The following is a 15418-nucleotide window of genomic DNA, read 5'->3' as shown; positions in this document are numbered from 1 at the left end:
ACGTGCTAGGGCGGCGTCCGAAATCCTTTGGGGGGATGCATTCCATGAAGTCGGGATACAAGGCGCTATTGGGCGCAACTGCGGCAATTTTGCTTGCGGGGAGCCTGCCCGCAGCCGTGCTGTACAGCAATGGCGGGCCCACCGGCAGCGGTGACGCCATCGGGATCGACGATGGTCAATGGGTTGCCGACAGCTTCACGCTCGACGCGGACGCCACAGTAACCGAGATCGATTTCTCGATTGTGACCTTGCCCGGCAATGCGGTCGCCAGCGTCGAATGGGGCATATCGTCCACGCTCGATTTCGCGCACGCCACGACGTCCGTCACCAGCGGCGGCACGGTCGGCTCCACATGGTTTGGCTGGGAGATACAGACCTACAGCTTCTCGGTCGCCGATCTGCCCCTGACGGCAGGCACTTATTATTTGACCCTGGCTTCGCCGGTGAGCAGCGGTGGCTGGATCTATTGGGACATCGGAACCGGTTCGTCCGCCGCCTATATGCCCTGGAGCCCTCCCGGCGATCTTACGCCGTCCGAAAACTCGTCTTCCAACGCTTTCCAGGTCGTCGGCCATACCCAGGAAATCACGCCGACGCCCGCCGTGCCGGAACCGGCAAGCTGGGCGTTGATGCTCGGCGGATTCGGTCTGGTCGGCGCGGCGCTTCGCGGGGCCCGGCGGGTGCGCCTGCAGCGCGCCGGCTAGAGCCTGATCGTTATCGGTGGAAGCGCCGCGCGCTTCCGCTGATGACGTGAATCAGGCTCTCTTCAAAAGGTCTAGGAGCGTTCGAGCAGCTCGTCCCTGATCCGGATCGCGCGCACCGCGACGCGGACCTCGACCAGGAACATCACCAGGCTCGCGATCAGCAGCAGCAGCGACAGCGCGAACAGGGATGCGAGCGTGCGCGCGAAGCCGAAGCCGATCAGCTCCGCCACGAACATCACCACCACCACCGTGCACAAAACCACCGCGCTCGCCGTCGCGAGGAAGATCGAATTGTTCATGATCGTCATGCGCCGGTCGAGCAGGCGCAATTCGGTCACCTGATGCACGTGATTGGGGTGATCGCGCGGCGTGAAGTCGGCTTCGATCATCCGCGCGCGATCCACCACGCGCGCCAGCCGTCCGGTGAGCATGTTGAGGATGATCCCCATCGCGCTCAGCAGGAAGGCCGGGGCCAGCGCCAGCTGGATCGTGTGCGCCAGCCCCGAAAGGCTCGATACCTGAAAGATGTCGTCGAGCGCGCCGTGCATCAGCTTGCCGCCTTGGCGGCATTGACCCCCATGCTCGCGAGATAGCGCTTAATGTTGCGCGCCGCCTGGCGGATGCGATGCTCGTTCTCGACCAGGGCGATGCGGACATAGCCCTCGCCTTCCTCGCCGAAGCCGACACCGGGCGCGACCGCGACCTGCGCGTGCGTCAGCAATTGCTTCGAGAATTCGAGCGCACCGAGATGCTTGAGCGCGGGCGGGATCGGCGCCCAGCAGAACATCGACGCTTCGGGCGAGGGAATGTCCCACCCAGCCCGGCCGAAGCTTTCTTCCAGCACGTCGCGGCGGCTCTTGTAGAGCTTGCGATTGGCTTCGACGATATCCTGCGGGCCGTTCAGCGCGGCGACCGCCGCCGCCTGGATCGGCGTGAAGGCACCATAATCGAGATACGACTTCACCCGCGTCAGCGCTGAGATGAGCGTACGGTTGCCGACCGCGAAACCGATCCGCCAGCCCGCCATCGAATAGGTCTTCGACATCGAGGTGAATTCGATCGCGACGTCCATCGCGCCCGGCACCTGCAGGATGGAAGGCGTCGGCGTGTCGCCGAAATAGATCTCCGCATAAGCGAGGTCGCTCAGCACCCACAGCTTATGCTCTTTCGCGAACGCCACCACCTGCTCGTAGAAAGCGAGGTCGGCGACATAAGCGGTCGGGTTCGACGGATAGCCGATCACCAGCACCGACGGCTTCGGCACGGTATAGGCCATCGCGTATTTCAGCCGCTCGAAGAAATCGGGGCCGGGTGCAGCCGGAATCGACCGGATCGCGGCGCCCGCGATGATGAAGCCGAACGTGTGGATCGGGTAGGACGGGTTGGGCGCGAGCACGACGTCGCCCGGCGCGGTGATCGCCTGGGCGAGGTTGGCGAGGCCCTCCTTCGAGCCCAGCGTCACGACCACTTCCTTGTCGGGATCCACCTCGACCCCGAAGCGGCGCGCGTAATAGGCCGCCTGCGCCTTCTTCAGGCCTTTGATGCCCGACGAAGCCGAATAACCATGCGCGTTGGGATCGCGCGCGACCTCGCACAATTTGTCGATGACGTGCTGCGCCGGCGCACCGTCCGGGTTGCCCATGCCGAGATCGATGATGTCCTCGCCCGCCGCGCGCGCCGCCGCCTTCATCGCGTTCACTTCGGCGAACACGTAAGGGGGCAAACGGCGGATGCGGTAGAAATCCTCGGTCATCTCGTCCTCGGGTTGAAAACAAGCCTTTGCCACAGAGCGCGGATCGCCCATCTAGCAAGACGTGGCCACCTATACCGGCTTTGCCCGTTAATGGCACCCAGAGCCTGATCGTCGTTGGTGAAAGCGCTTTGCGCTTTCGCGAATGGCGTGAATCAGGCTCTACTCAAGGTCTAGAGGACATGATGGCCGACAATCAAAACTTGCTCGATGAAATGGCGCACTGGACCGGCGTTGCCGGCCGGATGCAGCAGATGCTGATGGAGCATGGCGCGTCGGCCGCGCTCAAGATGGTCGACGACGCCACCGAGCTGATGGCCAAGGGCTCGTTCGATCCCCAGAAACTCGCCGAACAGCAGAGCGCCTGGTGGAAGGACGCGATGGCGCAATGGCAGGCGATGCTGCCGACGGGCGGCAGCGACAAGGCCGCCGGCGACCGCCGTTTCCGCGGTGCGCGCTGGGAAGAGCCGCTGTTCGACATGATCCGCCAATCCTATGTGACGGTCGCGGATCAGCTGCTGCGGAGCGTCGATGCGCTCGAAGGCATCGATCCCAAGATGAAGGAGCAATTGCGCTTCGCGACGCAAAGCTTCGTCGAGGCGATGAGCCCCGCCAATTTCGCGCTCACCAATCCGCAGGTGCTCGACCGCATCTTCGAGACGCGTGGGCAGAACCTTCTGACCGGGCTCGAACGGATGATGGCGGACATGAGCGCGGGCCAGATCCGCCATGTCGGCGAGAATGCGTTCGAGATCGGCAAGACGATCGCGATGACGCCGGGCAAGGTGATCCACGAAACGCCGCTCTACCAACTGATCCATTATGCGCCGTCCACGCCCGACGTGCAGGCGACGCCGCTGATCATCTTCCCGCCCTGGATCAACCGCTTCTACATTCTCGACCTCTCGCCTGAGAAAAGCTTCGTCAAATGGGCGGTCGATCAGGGCCTGTCGGTATTCATCGTCTCATGGAAGTCGGCCGATGCGAGCATGGCAGGCACAACGATGGACGATTATGTCCTGCGCGGGGAGCGCGACGCGATCGATACGGTGCGCGGCCTGCTCGACGTGCCGAGCGTGCATGTCGTCGGCTATTGCGTGGCGGGCACCGCCCTCTCGATGCTGCTCGCCTGGCTCGCCGCCCAGGGCGAGGCCGACAAGGTCGCGACCGCGACCTTCTTCACCGCCCAGGTCGACTTCAGCCAGGCGGGCGATCTCGGCCTGTTCGTCGACGACGCGCAGCTCTCCATGATCGAAAGTCTCGCGACCGAGGGCTTTCTCGACGGCCGCTATATGGGCGCGACCTTCAACCTGCTGCGCGGGCGCGACCTGATCTGGAATTATGTCGTCAACAACTACCTGCTGGCCGATCCCTACAAGCCGTTCGACCTGCTCCACTGGAACAGCGACGTCACCAATTTGCCCGCCAACTGGCACCGCGCCTATCTCGCCGATTTCTACCGCGATAATAAATTGGTGAAAGGCGAAATGACGGTCGACGGCACGGCCATCGATCTCAAGACGATCGAGACCCCCTCCTACGTCCAGGCCGGCCGCGAGGATCATATCGCCCCGCCCGAAAGCGTGTGGAAGCTGACCCACCATTTCTCGGGCCCGCTCAAGTTCGTGCTCGCCGGATCGGGCCATATTGCGGGTGTGGTCAACCCGCCCGCGGCGGCCAAATATCAATATTGGACCAACGATGCCGTCGCCGAAACGCTCGACGCGTTCGTCGCGGGCGCGACCGAGCATCAGGGCAGCTGGTGGCCGGACTGGCTCGGCTGGATCGGCGAACGCGTCGGCGGCAATGTCCCCGCCAAGGGCGCGCGCATCCCCGGCAAGGGCAAGCTCAAGGCGATCGAGGATGCGCCGGGACGCTACGTGGTGACGCGCTGACGGCACCCTGGCGGGCGACGGGCGTTTTACCGTCATGCCCTCGTCCGTCATCCGCGCGTTCGACTACGACCCTGCCGAGCACAAACTCGCGGTGACCTTCGTCACCGGCCGGCGCTACGCCTATCTCGGCGTGCCGGCGGACGTCGCCAGCGACTTCCGCAAGGCTTTCTCCAAGGGCGAATATTTCAACGAAACGATCCGCGATCATTATCCGTTCGAACGGCTGCGCTAGAGCATTTTCTAGTCCGGTGGAATCACCGGACGACTCGGAAAATGCGGCATCAAGGATAGCGCTCTGCCACGCGACCGCCTAATCGGGCGGTCCAACCGACGGAGCTTTCCAATTTGGCGATCGAGCATGTCGCAATCATCGGCGGCGGCTTTTCCGGCGCGCTGCAGGCAATCAACCTGCTGCGCCATCAGGGTCCGCGCGCGACCCTGATCGAGCGGCGCACCGAAACCGCGCGCGGCGTCGCCTATTCGGCCGCGCATCCCGACCATCTGCTCAACGTCCGCGCCGGCAATATGAGCGCGCTGCCGCAGGATCCCGGCCATTTCGAACGCTGGCTCGAGCGCCGCCACCCTGAACTGGCGGGCAGCTTCGCGCCCCGGCTCGTCTACGGCGACTATCTCGCCGAATTGCTCGAGGAGGCCCGCACCGCCGCGCCGGAGCGGCTGAACATATTGCAGGGCGAAGCGATCGACGTGATGCCCGACGGCGAAGGCTGGCGGATCGCGCTCGCCGACGGGACGATCATCGCCGCCGACGCGGTGATCCTCGCCCCCGGCAATCTGCCGCCGCATATCCCCGGCGGGATCGACGCCGATGCGCTTCCGCCTGGCGCTTTCGCGCCCGAACCTTGGAGCAGCGACGTCGCCAAAGGCCTGCGCGCCGACGATGCAGTGCTGGTGATCGGCAGCGGCCTCACCATGGTCGATATCGCCTTGCTGCTCGATGCGCGCGGTTTCGAAGGCAAGATCGTCGCTCTGTCGCGGCGCGGGCTCAGTCCGCGCGCGCATGCGGCGGTCGAGCCGTCCACGCGCGACATGCGCCCGCCGACCGAAGCGGTTGGCCTGTTGCGCGACGTCCGCGCCCGCTCTTGCGAAGTCGGCTGGCGCTCGGCGGTCGACGAACTCCGCCCTTATACCGAAGGCCTGTGGGCCGCGGCCGATCTGACTGAGCGCCGCCGCTTCCTGCGCCATCTGCGCGCCTGGTGGGACGTCCATCGCCACCGCATCGCGCCCAAGGTCGCGGACAAGATCGCCGCGATGCGCGATGCCGGACGGCTGGAGATCGTTGCTGGCAAGCTGACCGACGTCACCGGCCGCGAGAAGGGCGCACGCATCCGCTACCGCCCGCGTGGCCAGGACGCGATCACGACGCTCGACGTGCGCCGGATCATCAATGCAAGCGGTCCGCAGGGCGATCTGCTGCGCACCACCGAACCTTTGCTGTGCCGCCTGCTGGAGCGCGGGCTGATTCGGCCTGATCCGCTGCGGATCGGCATCGATGTGACCCAGCAATCGGAGACGATCGGCGCGGACGGCGAGGCGCATCCGACCTTGCTCGCGCTCGGGCCGATGACGCGCGGCACCTTCTGGGAGATCGTCGCGGTGCCCGATATCCGCCGCCAGACCTGGGCGGTCGCGCGCAAGCTGTCCAACGCCCATTGGGTGGGCGGCGAAGGGCTTTAGGGCGTGACGCGCTGAACAAGAAAAAGGCCCGGCGGCATAAGCCACCGGGCCTCAGGATACGCCAGGGAGTCAAATCTTGGCGTGAACCCTGTCTATATTTCCTACTTATCGAATAGGAAATGCAAAAGCTGCTTGGGCGGCCGATAGCTGCGCTTCAGCCGCGCCGGATCAGCCGTTGGTCAGCGCTTCGGACGCGTTGCTGCTGTTGTCCAACGTCGCATCGGCGGCATTGTCGGTCACGTTGAGGTCGGTCGCGTTCACGCTGGTGTCGTTGACGGTGACGTTTTCGGTCGTCTCGGTCTTCGAGCAGGCGGACAGGCCGAGCGCGGTGATGGCGATAAGCGGCAGGACAATAAGCTTCTTCATAGGATTTCCCTCCTGTTAAAACAGGCGGAGAATAGCCACCGGTCCGGCGCGCCGCAATCCCTATACTGATGCTGGGATATTCGTTCCCCTTGCCAGCGGGCTCGGCGAGGCCGAAACGGTATCAAAGTGCGAGCGATGGAGACCGCGAGATGGCGAAAAAGGACAAGACGCCCAAGCTGCCGAAAAAGGTCGGCGGGGTGAAACTGCCCAAGCAGTTGCGCAAGTCGGCAGGCGTGGTGGCGGACATCGCCCAGAATCCGATCGCGCGCGAAGTGGTTTCGGCCGCTTTGGTCGCCGGCGCGGCCGCGCTCGCCAAACGCAAGATCACCGACAAGAATGCGGCGGCCGAGGCCAGGAAGCCGAACAGCGAGCTCAGCGCGCTGATCGCGCAGGGCCAGGAAATCGGCAACATGATTTCGCAGGGGATCAACGCCTTCGTCAGCGCGCTGCTCAAGCCGGCGGAAAAGAAGCCCGCGGCGGAAGCGAAACCCGCCGCCGCCAAGCCCGCCGCGCGCAAGCCCGCGCCCGCCAAGGCCGCTGCCGCGAAACCCGCCGCCAAGCGTACGACGGCGAAGCGTGTCACGGCGAAGCCGGCCACGGCCAAGCCTGCCGCGGCAAAACGGAAGCCGGCGGCAAAGCCGCGATCGAAGCCGGCGCCCAAGCCGACGACCGACACCAAGCACTAGAGCCGATCCGGGCGCCGTCCGACACGGCACCGGGGTTTGCGCCCCGGCGCCGTGCTGGACAGGCTTTGTCGCCCCATATGGGTCGGGCGTCCGATGGGCAGCAGGATCAGGCCGCCTCAGCGGCCCTGTGCAGGTGCCGCGCCGGAACACCGGGCACCACGGACAGCAGCAAATCGATTTCCTTCTTCGGCATCGGCCGGCCAAATAGATAGCCTTGACCCTGACTGCAGCCCATCGCCTGCAGCAGCGCCGCCGCGTCCGCGTCCTCAATCCCCTCAGCCGTGACGGAGAGATCCAGACTGGTTGCCAGGCTGACGATCGCCCGGATGAACTTTGTCGATTCCGGGTCGCGCGCCATCGCATGCACGAACGAGCGGTCGATCTTGATCTTGTCGATGCGGATCATCCGCAGATGCTGGATCGACGAATAGCCGGTACCGAAATCGTCGAGCGCGACACGGATGCCGCGGCGCTTGAGCGCTTCCACCGTGCTGCGCGCGCTGGCCTCGTCGACGATCAGCGCATCCTCGGTCAGCTCGACCTCCAGCCGTTCCGGCGGGAAATCGAGCCGTTGCAGCACGTCGAGCAGGCGATCGGCAAGCGCGCGATCGTTGAACTGGACGGGCGAGATATTGATCGCGAGCGTGAGCGCCGGGTCCCAATCGCGCGCATCGATGCAGGCCTGCTCGAGCAGGACCAACGTCAATTCGGTCATCAGCCCGCATTCCTCGGCAATCGGAATGAACTGATCGGGGCCGACCTCGTCCCCTTTGTGCCGCGCCCAGCGCGCGAGCAGCTCGAAACCCGTCACCTGCCCGGTCGCGAGGTCCACGATCGGCTGGTAATGGGGATGAAAGCGCGCCGTGCGAATATCCTCGCGCAACTCGCCTTCCAGCTCGAGCCGGTGGCGAATTTCGGCGTCCATGGTCGGCTCGAACGCGCAATATTGGCTGCGGCCCAGCTCCTTGGCCTTGTAGAGCGCGACATCGGCACGGCGCATCAGCGTCTGACGATCGCGTCCGTCATGCGGGAAGAGCGCGATGCCGACGCTCGCGCCGATATAATGGATCAGGTCCTCGACGTTGAACGGCTCGCTGATCGCCTTGACGATGCTACGCGCGAGCTTGGGCGCCAGATCGCGATTGCCGGCCGGCAGGCGCAGCACGATCGCGAATTCGTCGCCACCCAGACGATAGGTTTCGCCATGCGCACCGATGCAGGCGGCCAGCCGGACCGCGACCTCGCGCAGCAATTGATCGCCCGCGGGATGACCATGTACGTCATTGATCGCCTTGAAGCGGTCGAGGTCGACGATCAGCAGGCCGCCGCAGGGTTCGCCCCCGTCGCGCGAAAGCGCGGGATCGAGCTTGTCACGGGATAGCGCGGAATCGAGCCTTTCCTCGAGCGCACGGCGGTTGGGCAATCCGGTCAGAGGATCGTGATAGGCCAACCGGTGCGCCCGCTGCTCGGCGTTGCGCGCGCGCGCCTGTTCCGCGACCATGTCCGCACGCGAACCAAGCACCTCCAGGAAGCCCTTGTGGTTGTTCGCCAGCATCCGCATCAGCAGGATGGCGATGAACACCAGGTCCATGCCGAGGCCGCACAGGAACCAGCTGTTCGAAAGGAGCAGCTGTATCGTTACCGGAAGCGCGCCGCCCAGGACGACCAGCCGGCCCGCGCCGGGCAGGGATTGCAGGCAGTAAGAGCAACTCACCACCCCAATGAAGATATAGAGCGCGATGCAGGTGCGGCGGACCAGGTCTGCCTGCTCGAACAGCACCAGCCCCCAGCCGCCAAAAGCGATGCTGAGCACGAGCGCAGCCCTTAGCGTGCCGGCGAGATAGGATCGGATCGCTTCGGGCGCCGGCTCGTCGTGGCGGCGGCGCAGCCACACGATGGTGCGCCCGATCGCGGCAATTGTCAGGACGCCTGGAACGCCCGCATTGAGCCATGGGGATAGGGTGCCGTACGTCGCGAAACTAAGGAAGGCCGCGTTGACCATCATCAGCGCATACATGAACGGGATCTGGCGCCGCAGCGCGCGGAACTGCTCGATCAGGATCGCGTCCGCACGCTCCTTGGCCAACTCGGCTGTCACAAGACACTGCCCCGTTACGCTACACTGGATAGAAACGGCCCACAGGGCCTGGGTAACGTTTGGCAAAGAAAGGTTAACAAGCCATAAACCATGGGCGCATGCGCGGGGTTCGACGCCATCGGCGGGGAGGCAGAACCTCGATCGAAAGCCTGAACGCCCTTATCGTCCCGTGCGGGACGCCTCCACCGTTTGCAGCCAGGGCGCGGACGTCGCCCAGAAGATGATGTCCGCACCAAGATAATCGGCAGCGAAATCCGCCTGGTCCTGCCGGGTCGCGACCTTGCCGGTTCGCGGGTCGACATAATCGAGGTCGGGTTCCTGCACCGCCATCGCCACCAGGGCGAGCTTGCCCTTGTGGCTATGCAGGAAGCCGTAGCTATTGTTCATCTGCGGCTTTTGGAACGGCAGCACATCCGGGCCGCCGAGGCCGATATGGTGCGCCACCGCGAAATCGAACGTGCGCTGCATATAATGGCGGCTATTGGCCCATTCGCACGGCCAGAAATTTGCGTAGAGCACGACCGCGCTCTTCCGGAATACCGATTTGGCATAAGCTGCGTTGTCGAGCTCAGCCGCGAAATAGGTGTCGCAGGTGAAGCCGTGGCTGGTGCTGTTGCCCTTCAGGTCGGCGGCGGTCTCGGGAAAGTTGATCCCGCGAATCCGCCCGTCGAACCGCGCGGCCAACGCCTTCAGCAGGTGCTGGAAGCGGTCGCGCACCGCCGGATTCCATTGCATCGCAATCCAGCCGGGGCCTTCCTCCTTGTGCGCAACGCCGCCGTCATAGGCCGGGTCACGCTGGAGATAGGGCGCAACCGGCTTCCATTGGTCGGCGAAGGTGCGGTCCTGGAGCTGGATGAAGAGTTGCTTGTGCAGGCTCTGCGCGAAAGCGAGGTCGCGCTCGACCTCCGCGAAATCATATCGGTCTTTCTCGGGCTCGAGCGCGCTCCAGCTAAACAGGACCTGGATGCCGTCCATGTCGCTTCGCCGCAGCAAGGGCTTGGCGGCATCGAACTCGTCGGCGCTGACATAGAGGTAGTTTTCAGGCGCGGTATGCGCCGATCCGGTGCCGGCGAAAGCTGCGGCGAGGGCCGCAAGAGCGAAGATCCGCATGCCTATTCTCCAATGACGGACCGTAAGCAGAAACATGCGATGGCGAAAAGGTGCGCAGAGGGTTCGACGCCACCGGTCGAGAGGTTGCACCTCGATCGACATGAAACGCTGGAGCGGACGACGGGATTCGAACCACAGCGGAGGGCTGTTGCCCGGAGCGCAGACAAAGACTCGAGGGTTCGACACCGCCAATCGAGAGGCTCTGCCTCGATCGACTGGAAAGCTGGAGCGGGCGAAGGGATTCGAACCCTCGACCCCGACCTTGGCAAGGTCGTGCTCTACCCCTGAGCTACGCCCGCTCGGCGTGTCCGGGGAAAGGCCCCCGGGGGTGAGGCGCGGCTGTTAGCGAAGGTTGGACAGGGCCGCAACCCCCTGTAGTGACTTGTTTGCGTGTTGCGGCAAACCACATAGGCCCCAGCATCAATCGGAGACACGGACTTTGGCGACGTTGGGGATGAGCGCGGCTGAGCGCGAGGAAATCGAGGCGTTCAAGCGTGACGTGATCGAGCCGTCGATGGATGCGCTCGTCATCCTCGATTTCTGGGCCGAATGGTGCGGGCCGTGCAAGGCATTGTCGCCGACACTCGAAAAGGTCGCCGCCGCTTATGCCGGCAAGGGCGTCAAGCTCGCCAAGATCAACGTCGACGAGCAGAAACTGGTCGCGGCCCAGTTCCGCGTGCAGTCGATCCCGACCGTCTATGCCGTGTTCCAGGGCCAGCTCGTTGCCGATCTGACCCAGTATCGCACCGAGAGTCAGCTCACCCAGACGCTCGACCAGATTTTGCAGCAATTGCCGATCCAGAGCGCTGAGGGCGCGCTGCACCAGGATATCGCACCCCTGATCGCGATGGCCGAGGAAGTGCTCGAGCAAGGCGATGCCGAGCGCGCGGTCTCGATCTTCGCGCAATTGGCCGAAATGGCGCCCGAGGATTTGCAGGTGATCGCCGGCCATGCCCGCGCCTTGCTCGCCGCCGGGCAAAAGGACGCGGCCCAGGCGCTGTTGGACACCGTGCCCGAGGACAAGGCCAAGGACGCCGGAATCGCGCGTGCCAGGGCCGCCTTGGCGCTCGCGGACGAAGCGGCGCCGGTCGACGATCTGAGCGGCCTTCGCGCGAAGGTCGGCGCCGCTCCCGACGATCAGGACGCACGTTACGAACTCGCCGGCGGGCTGATGGCGACGGGCGACCGCGATGGTGCGGCCGATCTGCTGCTCGGCTCGATCGAGCGCGACCGCGAATGGAATGAGGGCGCGGCGCGCAAGCGGCTGCTCACCTTGTTCGAAGCAACGGGGCTGGAAGACGCCTGGGTTTCGGCGCAGCGCCGACGGCTTTCGGCGATCCTGTTCGGCTGATGATCAAGACCGGCACACGGCTTTCGATCTTTCCGCTCGGCGGCGCGCTGCTGCTGCCGCGATCCTATTTGCCGCTGCATATCTTCGAGACGCGCTACAAGGCGCTGGTGAGCGACGCGCTCGCGCGCGATCGCAGGATCGCGATGATCCAGCCCTTGCCGGGCGAAGGCGAGGAGCACCCGGCTTTGTTCGAGGTCGGCTGCGTCGGCAAGATCGACCATGTCGAGGCCTTGCCCGACGGCCGCTTCAACGTCCTGCTCGAAGGCCTCACCCGCTTCCGCCTGCGGCGCGAGCTGGATGTCGCGACGCCGTTCCGCCAGATCGACGCCGATTATGCGGGTTATGACGGCGATCTCGACGCCGAACTGATCCTGTCGAACGTCGCGCGGGCGAGCATCGAGCAGGAAGCCAAGCGCTTCGCCGAAGCGCAGGGCTATGCGATCGATTGGGAGGAAGTGAGCCGGCTCGACGACCAGGCTCTGGTCAACGGGCTGAGCCAGGCGATCCCGTTCGACATCGCCTCCAAGCAGGCGTTGCTCGAGGCGGAGACGCTGGAGATACGCGCCGACCTGCTCGCCGAATTGCTGCGCTTCTCGGCCGCCGGCGACGATGGCGATGTCACGCTGCAATAGAATCGCCCCTCCCGCTTGCGGGAGGGGCTTCAGACCTCCAACCCCTGCAGCAATTTCGGCAGCTTCCCTGTCTCGCCCCTCGCCTCGGCCATGAAGCGGCGTTGGAGCGGGGGAATGCGCGATACCATGTCGAGCCCGAAGCGGCGGATCGCGCGCGGGGCCTTGCCGGGCAGCCCGAACAGGCGCGTCAGCCCGTCGGTCGTGGCAGCGACCAGGAAGCTGTCGAGCGCGCGCCAGCGTTCGTAGCGGGCGAGCAATTGCGCATCGCCCAGATCCAGCCCCAGCCGCGCGCCTTCGACCAGAACCTCCGCCAGAGCGGCGACGTCGCGGAAGCCGAGATTGAGCCCCTGTCCCGCGATCGGATGGATGCCGTGCGCAGCGTCGCCGACCAACGCCAGCCGCGTGTCGGTGATGCGCGCGGTGTGGTGGAAGCCGAGCGGGTAGGATGAGCGCGCGCTGGCCGAGCGCAACGCGCCGAGCATCCCGCCCATCCGCTTCTCGGCTTCGGCGAGGAAGGCGCGGTCGGGCAGACCCAGCATCGCGGGACCATGCTCGGCTTCCACCGTCCACACGATCGCCGAGCGTGGCCCTTCCTCATCGTCCAGCATCGGCAGCAAGGCAAACGGACCGCTCGGATAGAAGATTTCGTGCGCGATGCCCTCGTGCGGCCGTTCGTGGCCGAGCGTGGCGATGATCGCGGTGTGATCGTAGCTCCACCGCGCGACATTGATGCCCGCCGCCGCGCGCGTCGGCGAATTGCGCCCCTCCGCCCCCACCAGCAACGGCGCGGCGAAGCTGCGGCCATCGGCGAGCGTGACGCGCGCCGACGCACCATCGCGCTCGACCGAGGCTGGTTTGGCCGGCATCAGCAGACGGATATTGGCCGCCTCCGCCGCCGCTTCGTGCAAGGTCCGGCGCAACAGCCGGTTCTCGTACATGATCCCGAGCGGGCCGGACTCAGGGTCGGCATCGAATGCCAGGGTACGCGGCGCGAGGCCATCGCTCACCTGGATCGAGGCGATCGGGCAGCCCTGCCCCGCCAGGCGTTTGGCCACGCCGATCGCGTCCAGCATGGCATGACTCGCGCTCGCCACCGCCGAGGCGCGGCCGTCAAAGCCCTTGGCGAGCACGCCCGCCGGTTCGGCCGGATCGATCACCACGCTCGACAGACCATGCGCGTCGAGCGCGAGCGCGAGCGTCAGCCCGACCAGCCCGCCGCCGAGGATGATGACATCCGCCTGCTCGCTCATGCCGAAACCTCATTCTTGCGGAAAAGCGCCCGATCGTCCTGGTTGAAGCCTTTATACCAGATGATCGCGCCGAACGTGCCGAGGATCAGAGGCACGCCGACCACCAGCTCGAACCATTCGAAGCTGTGCGGCAACCGCGTCACCGTCCAGCCGACCAACCCGGCGACCAAAGCCGCCCAGATCAAGGACCAGCGCCAGCCGTTGACGCGCGCGCCGAGCAGGCTGCGCAAGAGCCACGCCTTGGCGACCGCGGCGAGGCCGAGTGCGATCATCAGCGCAATCGCGGGGCCGGCGGCGGCGATGACGTCATCCCTGGGGTCGGGCCGGGGCGTGACCCAGCCGGCATTGGCGAAGGCCGGCAACGCGGCGCGCAGCAGATAGACGAACACGACCGAGAGCAAAGCCTGCAAGACGATCATCGCGACCGAGATGGCGAGATTGCGCCACGGCGCGAGGTAGATCAAAGCCGCCTCGCTCACCACGGCGGTGGCGGCGATCGCCTCGGCCGCGAGCAAAACCGCCAGCGCCCCGGTGCCGCCGACGAAGGTCGGCCCGACCAGGCCCATCACCGCCTTGCCGGGGATCGACAAGGCGAGCGCGATGCCGATCTGCGCGGCGATGATCCAGAAGCCGACCTGGCGCACCTGCTTGGCGACCGCCTGCCTGTTATCCTCCGCCAAATTCTGGGTGATGACCGGGCCCAGGATCGGATCGAAGCTGGTCTTCAATTTCTGCGGCAAGCTCGCGACCTGCTGCGCGACATAATAAATGCCGACGATGGTCGGCGAGAAGAACAGGCCGAGCATCGCGATATCGAGCCGGCGAGAACCCCATTCGATCGCGTCCGCGCCCGCGAGCGGCGAGTTGCGGATTGCGGTACGCGACAACTGGATCGGCTCGGGCCGCCAGCCGCGTGGCCGGCCATAGGTCTTGAGCAAAGGCACCAGCGAGGCGACCAAAGCCGCCACCGCCGAAATCGCGTAGGACAGGATCAGGCCGTCGCGCAGCGAATACCAGGACAAAGCGAAGGCGGCGATGCTGATCGCCCACGGCTCGACCAGCGATCGCGCCTTGACCGTGGCGCCGATATCGCCGCGATAGGCGAGCGCCGCGAGCGCGATATCCGATCCCGCCCAGCCGAAGATGGTCAGCGGCAGCAGATAATCGCGCTGGTTGATCTCGCTGTTGGGGAACATCAGTTCCGGGACCAGCATCAGCACCACCGCCGCGACCAGCGAGCCGAGCCAGCCGACCAGCATCCCGTCCCACACGACGGCGGTATGATCGCGCTTGGTGGTCGACAATTGCTGCGCGAGCCCGCGCTTCAATCCCATCGTCGCGAGCTGTCCCGCGAATTCGACGATGATCGTCGCATAAGCGAAGCGCCCGAGCGCATCGGCGCCATACCAGCGGCCGGCGATGAACAGGAACGGCAAGCGTGCCGCCAGCCGCAGCAGGAAGCCGAAGAAATTGGTACGCCCACCCTTCGCGAGCGCTTCGATATCGCCAGGGCCGGTTGCCTTGAGCGCGGCCGTGTCGCTCAATGCGCGTCGCCCCAGCTGTGACCGGTGCCGATCTCGATCCCGAGCGGGACCGACAATTCGACGTGCGGCATCGCGGCCTCGGCCATGACGCGTTCGATCACCGGTTTGGCGGCGGTGACATCGCCCTCGGGCAATTCGAACACGAGTTCGTCATGGACCTGGAGCAGCATGCGCACATGGCCCAAACCCGCATCATCGAGCGCCGGGCCCATGCGGACCATCGCGCGCTTGATGATGTCGGCGCTGGTGCCCTGGATCGGCGCGTTGATCGCCTGGCGCTCGGCGCTCTGACGCTCGCCGACGGTCTTGCCCTTGATCCCCGGCAGATGCGTCTTGC

General features: G+C 65.5%; 15 protein-coding genes and 1 tRNA gene. 7 read left to right on the top strand and 9 right to left on the bottom strand.

Features of this window, described 5'->3' with window-relative positions; translation table 11 throughout:
• Positions 1-44: 44 nt before the first annotated feature.
• Complete coding sequence (locus tag VK533_RS13120) at positions 45-704, top strand: PEPxxWA-CTERM sorting domain-containing protein (RefSeq protein WP_324378351.1); 660 nt, start codon at positions 45-47, stop codon at positions 702-704.
• A gap of 71 nt (positions 705-775) precedes the next feature.
• On the opposite strand, the gene VK533_RS13115 is transcribed toward VK533_RS13120, so the two are convergent.
• Entirely contained in the window at positions 776-1252 is a 477-nt protein-coding gene (locus tag VK533_RS13115; RefSeq protein WP_324378349.1) for a DUF2721 domain-containing protein, read from the bottom strand.
• Entirely contained in the window at positions 1252-2457 is a 1206-nt protein-coding gene (locus tag VK533_RS13110; RefSeq protein WP_324378347.1) for an LL-diaminopimelate aminotransferase, read from the bottom strand. The genes VK533_RS13115 and VK533_RS13110 overlap by 1 nt, the downstream gene beginning before the upstream one ends.
• Before the next feature lie 182 nt (positions 2458-2639).
• Between VK533_RS13110 and VK533_RS13105 the strand changes: the two genes are divergently transcribed.
• The 3 genes from VK533_RS13105 to VK533_RS13095 all read left to right on the top strand — a co-directional run bounded on the left by VK533_RS13105 (position 2640) and on the right by VK533_RS13095 (position 6044).
• A complete protein-coding gene (locus VK533_RS13105) occupies positions 2640-4349 on the top strand; it encodes a class I poly(R)-hydroxyalkanoic acid synthase (protein ID WP_324378345.1) in 1710 nt (569 codons plus the stop codon).
• 34 nt (positions 4350-4383) lie between these two features.
• On the top strand, positions 4384-4581 hold the full coding sequence (locus VK533_RS13100) for a KTSC domain-containing protein (protein WP_324378343.1): 198 nt from the start codon (positions 4384-4386) through the stop codon (positions 4579-4581).
• 119 nt (positions 4582-4700) lie between these two features.
• The gene (locus tag VK533_RS13095; protein ID WP_324378381.1) at positions 4701-6044 is read left to right on the top strand and encodes an FAD/NAD(P)-binding protein; all 1344 of its coding nucleotides are present in this window, start codon (positions 4701-4703) and stop codon (positions 6042-6044) included.
• Positions 6045-6212: 168 nt separating this feature from the next.
• Here the strand turns inward: VK533_RS13095 and VK533_RS13090 are convergent, their stop codons facing one another.
• Complete coding sequence (locus VK533_RS13090) at positions 6213-6410, bottom strand: hypothetical protein (protein ID WP_324378341.1); 198 nt, start codon at positions 6408-6410, stop codon at positions 6213-6215.
• A 149-nt stretch (positions 6411-6559) separates the two neighbouring features.
• On the opposite strand from VK533_RS13090, the gene VK533_RS13085 reads away from it, so the two are divergent.
• Positions 6560-7096, top strand: a complete 537-nt coding sequence (locus tag VK533_RS13085; protein ID WP_324378339.1) for a hypothetical protein — start codon at positions 6560-6562, stop codon at positions 7094-7096.
• A 106-nt stretch (positions 7097-7202) separates the two neighbouring features.
• On the opposite strand, the gene VK533_RS13080 is transcribed toward VK533_RS13085, so the two are convergent.
• The 3 genes from VK533_RS13080 to VK533_RS13070 all read right to left on the bottom strand — a co-directional run bounded on the left by VK533_RS13080 (position 7203) and on the right by VK533_RS13070 (position 10603).
• Entirely contained in the window at positions 7203-9194 is a 1992-nt protein-coding gene (locus VK533_RS13080; protein WP_324378337.1) for a putative bifunctional diguanylate cyclase/phosphodiesterase, read from the bottom strand.
• Between the two features lie 159 nt (positions 9195-9353).
• Entirely contained in the window at positions 9354-10304 is a 951-nt protein-coding gene (locus VK533_RS13075) for a hypothetical protein (protein ID WP_324378335.1), read from the bottom strand.
• Positions 10305-10528: 224 nt separating this feature from the next.
• Positions 10529-10603 (bottom strand) — tRNA-Gly (locus VK533_RS13070).
• Positions 10604-10758: 155 nt separating this feature from the next.
• On the opposite strand from VK533_RS13070, the gene VK533_RS13065 reads away from it, so the two are divergent.
• Positions 10759-11655, top strand: coding sequence for a tetratricopeptide repeat protein (locus VK533_RS13065; protein WP_324378334.1), 897 nt, complete (start codon positions 10759-10761; stop codon positions 11653-11655).
• Positions 11655-12287, top strand: coding sequence for an LON peptidase substrate-binding domain-containing protein (locus tag VK533_RS13060; protein WP_324378332.1), 633 nt, complete (start codon positions 11655-11657; stop codon positions 12285-12287). The genes VK533_RS13065 and VK533_RS13060 overlap by 1 nt, the downstream gene beginning before the upstream one ends.
• Before the next feature lie 29 nt (positions 12288-12316).
• Here VK533_RS13060 and VK533_RS13055 read toward each other — a convergent pair whose 3' ends face one another.
• From VK533_RS13055 to VK533_RS13045, 3 genes are all read right to left on the bottom strand, one after another.
• The gene (locus VK533_RS13055) at positions 12317-13537 is read right to left on the bottom strand and encodes an FAD-dependent monooxygenase (protein WP_324378330.1); all 1221 of its coding nucleotides are present in this window, start codon (positions 13535-13537) and stop codon (positions 12317-12319) included.
• Positions 13534-15081: a lipopolysaccharide biosynthesis protein gene (locus VK533_RS13050; protein ID WP_324378328.1), complete on the bottom strand. Its 1548-nt coding sequence runs from the start codon at positions 15079-15081 to the stop codon at positions 13534-13536. Before VK533_RS13050 ends, VK533_RS13055 begins: the two co-directional genes overlap by 4 nt.
• Positions 15078-15418 (bottom strand): DNA polymerase (locus tag VK533_RS13045; RefSeq protein WP_324378326.1); only part of this gene is annotated, 341 nt, incomplete at its 5' end. The genes VK533_RS13045 and VK533_RS13050, both read right to left, overlap by 4 nt.

It is taken from the genome of Sphingomonas sp. (genome assembly GCF_035317925.1).
Classification (GTDB): domain Bacteria; phylum Pseudomonadota; class Alphaproteobacteria; order Sphingomonadales; family Sphingomonadaceae; genus Sphingomonas_I.
The sequence above is the reverse complement of the archived record's forward strand: the minus strand, read 5'-3'. Positions and strand labels throughout refer to the sequence as shown.

What these genes read in the sequence shown, in the direction of transcription:
- VK533_RS13105 (WP_324378345.1), top strand. Translation starts at nt 2,640, where the DNA reads ATGGCCGACAATCAAAACTTGCTCGATGAAATGGCGCACTGGACCGGC.
- VK533_RS13120 (WP_324378351.1), top strand. Translation starts at nt 45, where the DNA reads ATGAAGTCGGGATACAAGGCGCTATTGGGCGCAACTGCGGCAATTTTG.
- VK533_RS13110 (WP_324378347.1), bottom strand. Translation starts at nt 2,457, where the DNA reads ATGACCGAGGATTTCTACCGCATCCGCCGTTTGCCCCCTTACGTGTTC.
- VK533_RS13075 (WP_324378335.1), bottom strand. Translation starts at nt 10,304, where the DNA reads ATGCGGATCTTCGCTCTTGCGGCCCTCGCCGCAGCTTTCGCCGGCACC.
- VK533_RS13085 (WP_324378339.1), top strand. Translation starts at nt 6,560, where the DNA reads ATGGCGAAAAAGGACAAGACGCCCAAGCTGCCGAAAAAGGTCGGCGGG.
- VK533_RS13090 (WP_324378341.1), bottom strand. Translation starts at nt 6,410, where the DNA reads ATGAAGAAGCTTATTGTCCTGCCGCTTATCGCCATCACCGCGCTCGGC.
- VK533_RS13065 (WP_324378334.1), top strand. Translation starts at nt 10,759, where the DNA reads ATGAGCGCGGCTGAGCGCGAGGAAATCGAGGCGTTCAAGCGTGACGTG.
- VK533_RS13060 (WP_324378332.1), top strand. Translation starts at nt 11,655, where the DNA reads ATGATCAAGACCGGCACACGGCTTTCGATCTTTCCGCTCGGCGGCGCG.
- VK533_RS13100 (WP_324378343.1), top strand. Translation starts at nt 4,384, where the DNA reads ATGCCCTCGTCCGTCATCCGCGCGTTCGACTACGACCCTGCCGAGCAC.
- VK533_RS13055 (WP_324378330.1), bottom strand. Translation starts at nt 13,537, where the DNA reads ATGAGCGAGCAGGCGGATGTCATCATCCTCGGCGGCGGGCTGGTCGGG.
- VK533_RS13115 (WP_324378349.1), bottom strand. Translation starts at nt 1,252, where the DNA reads ATGCACGGCGCGCTCGACGACATCTTTCAGGTATCGAGCCTTTCGGGG.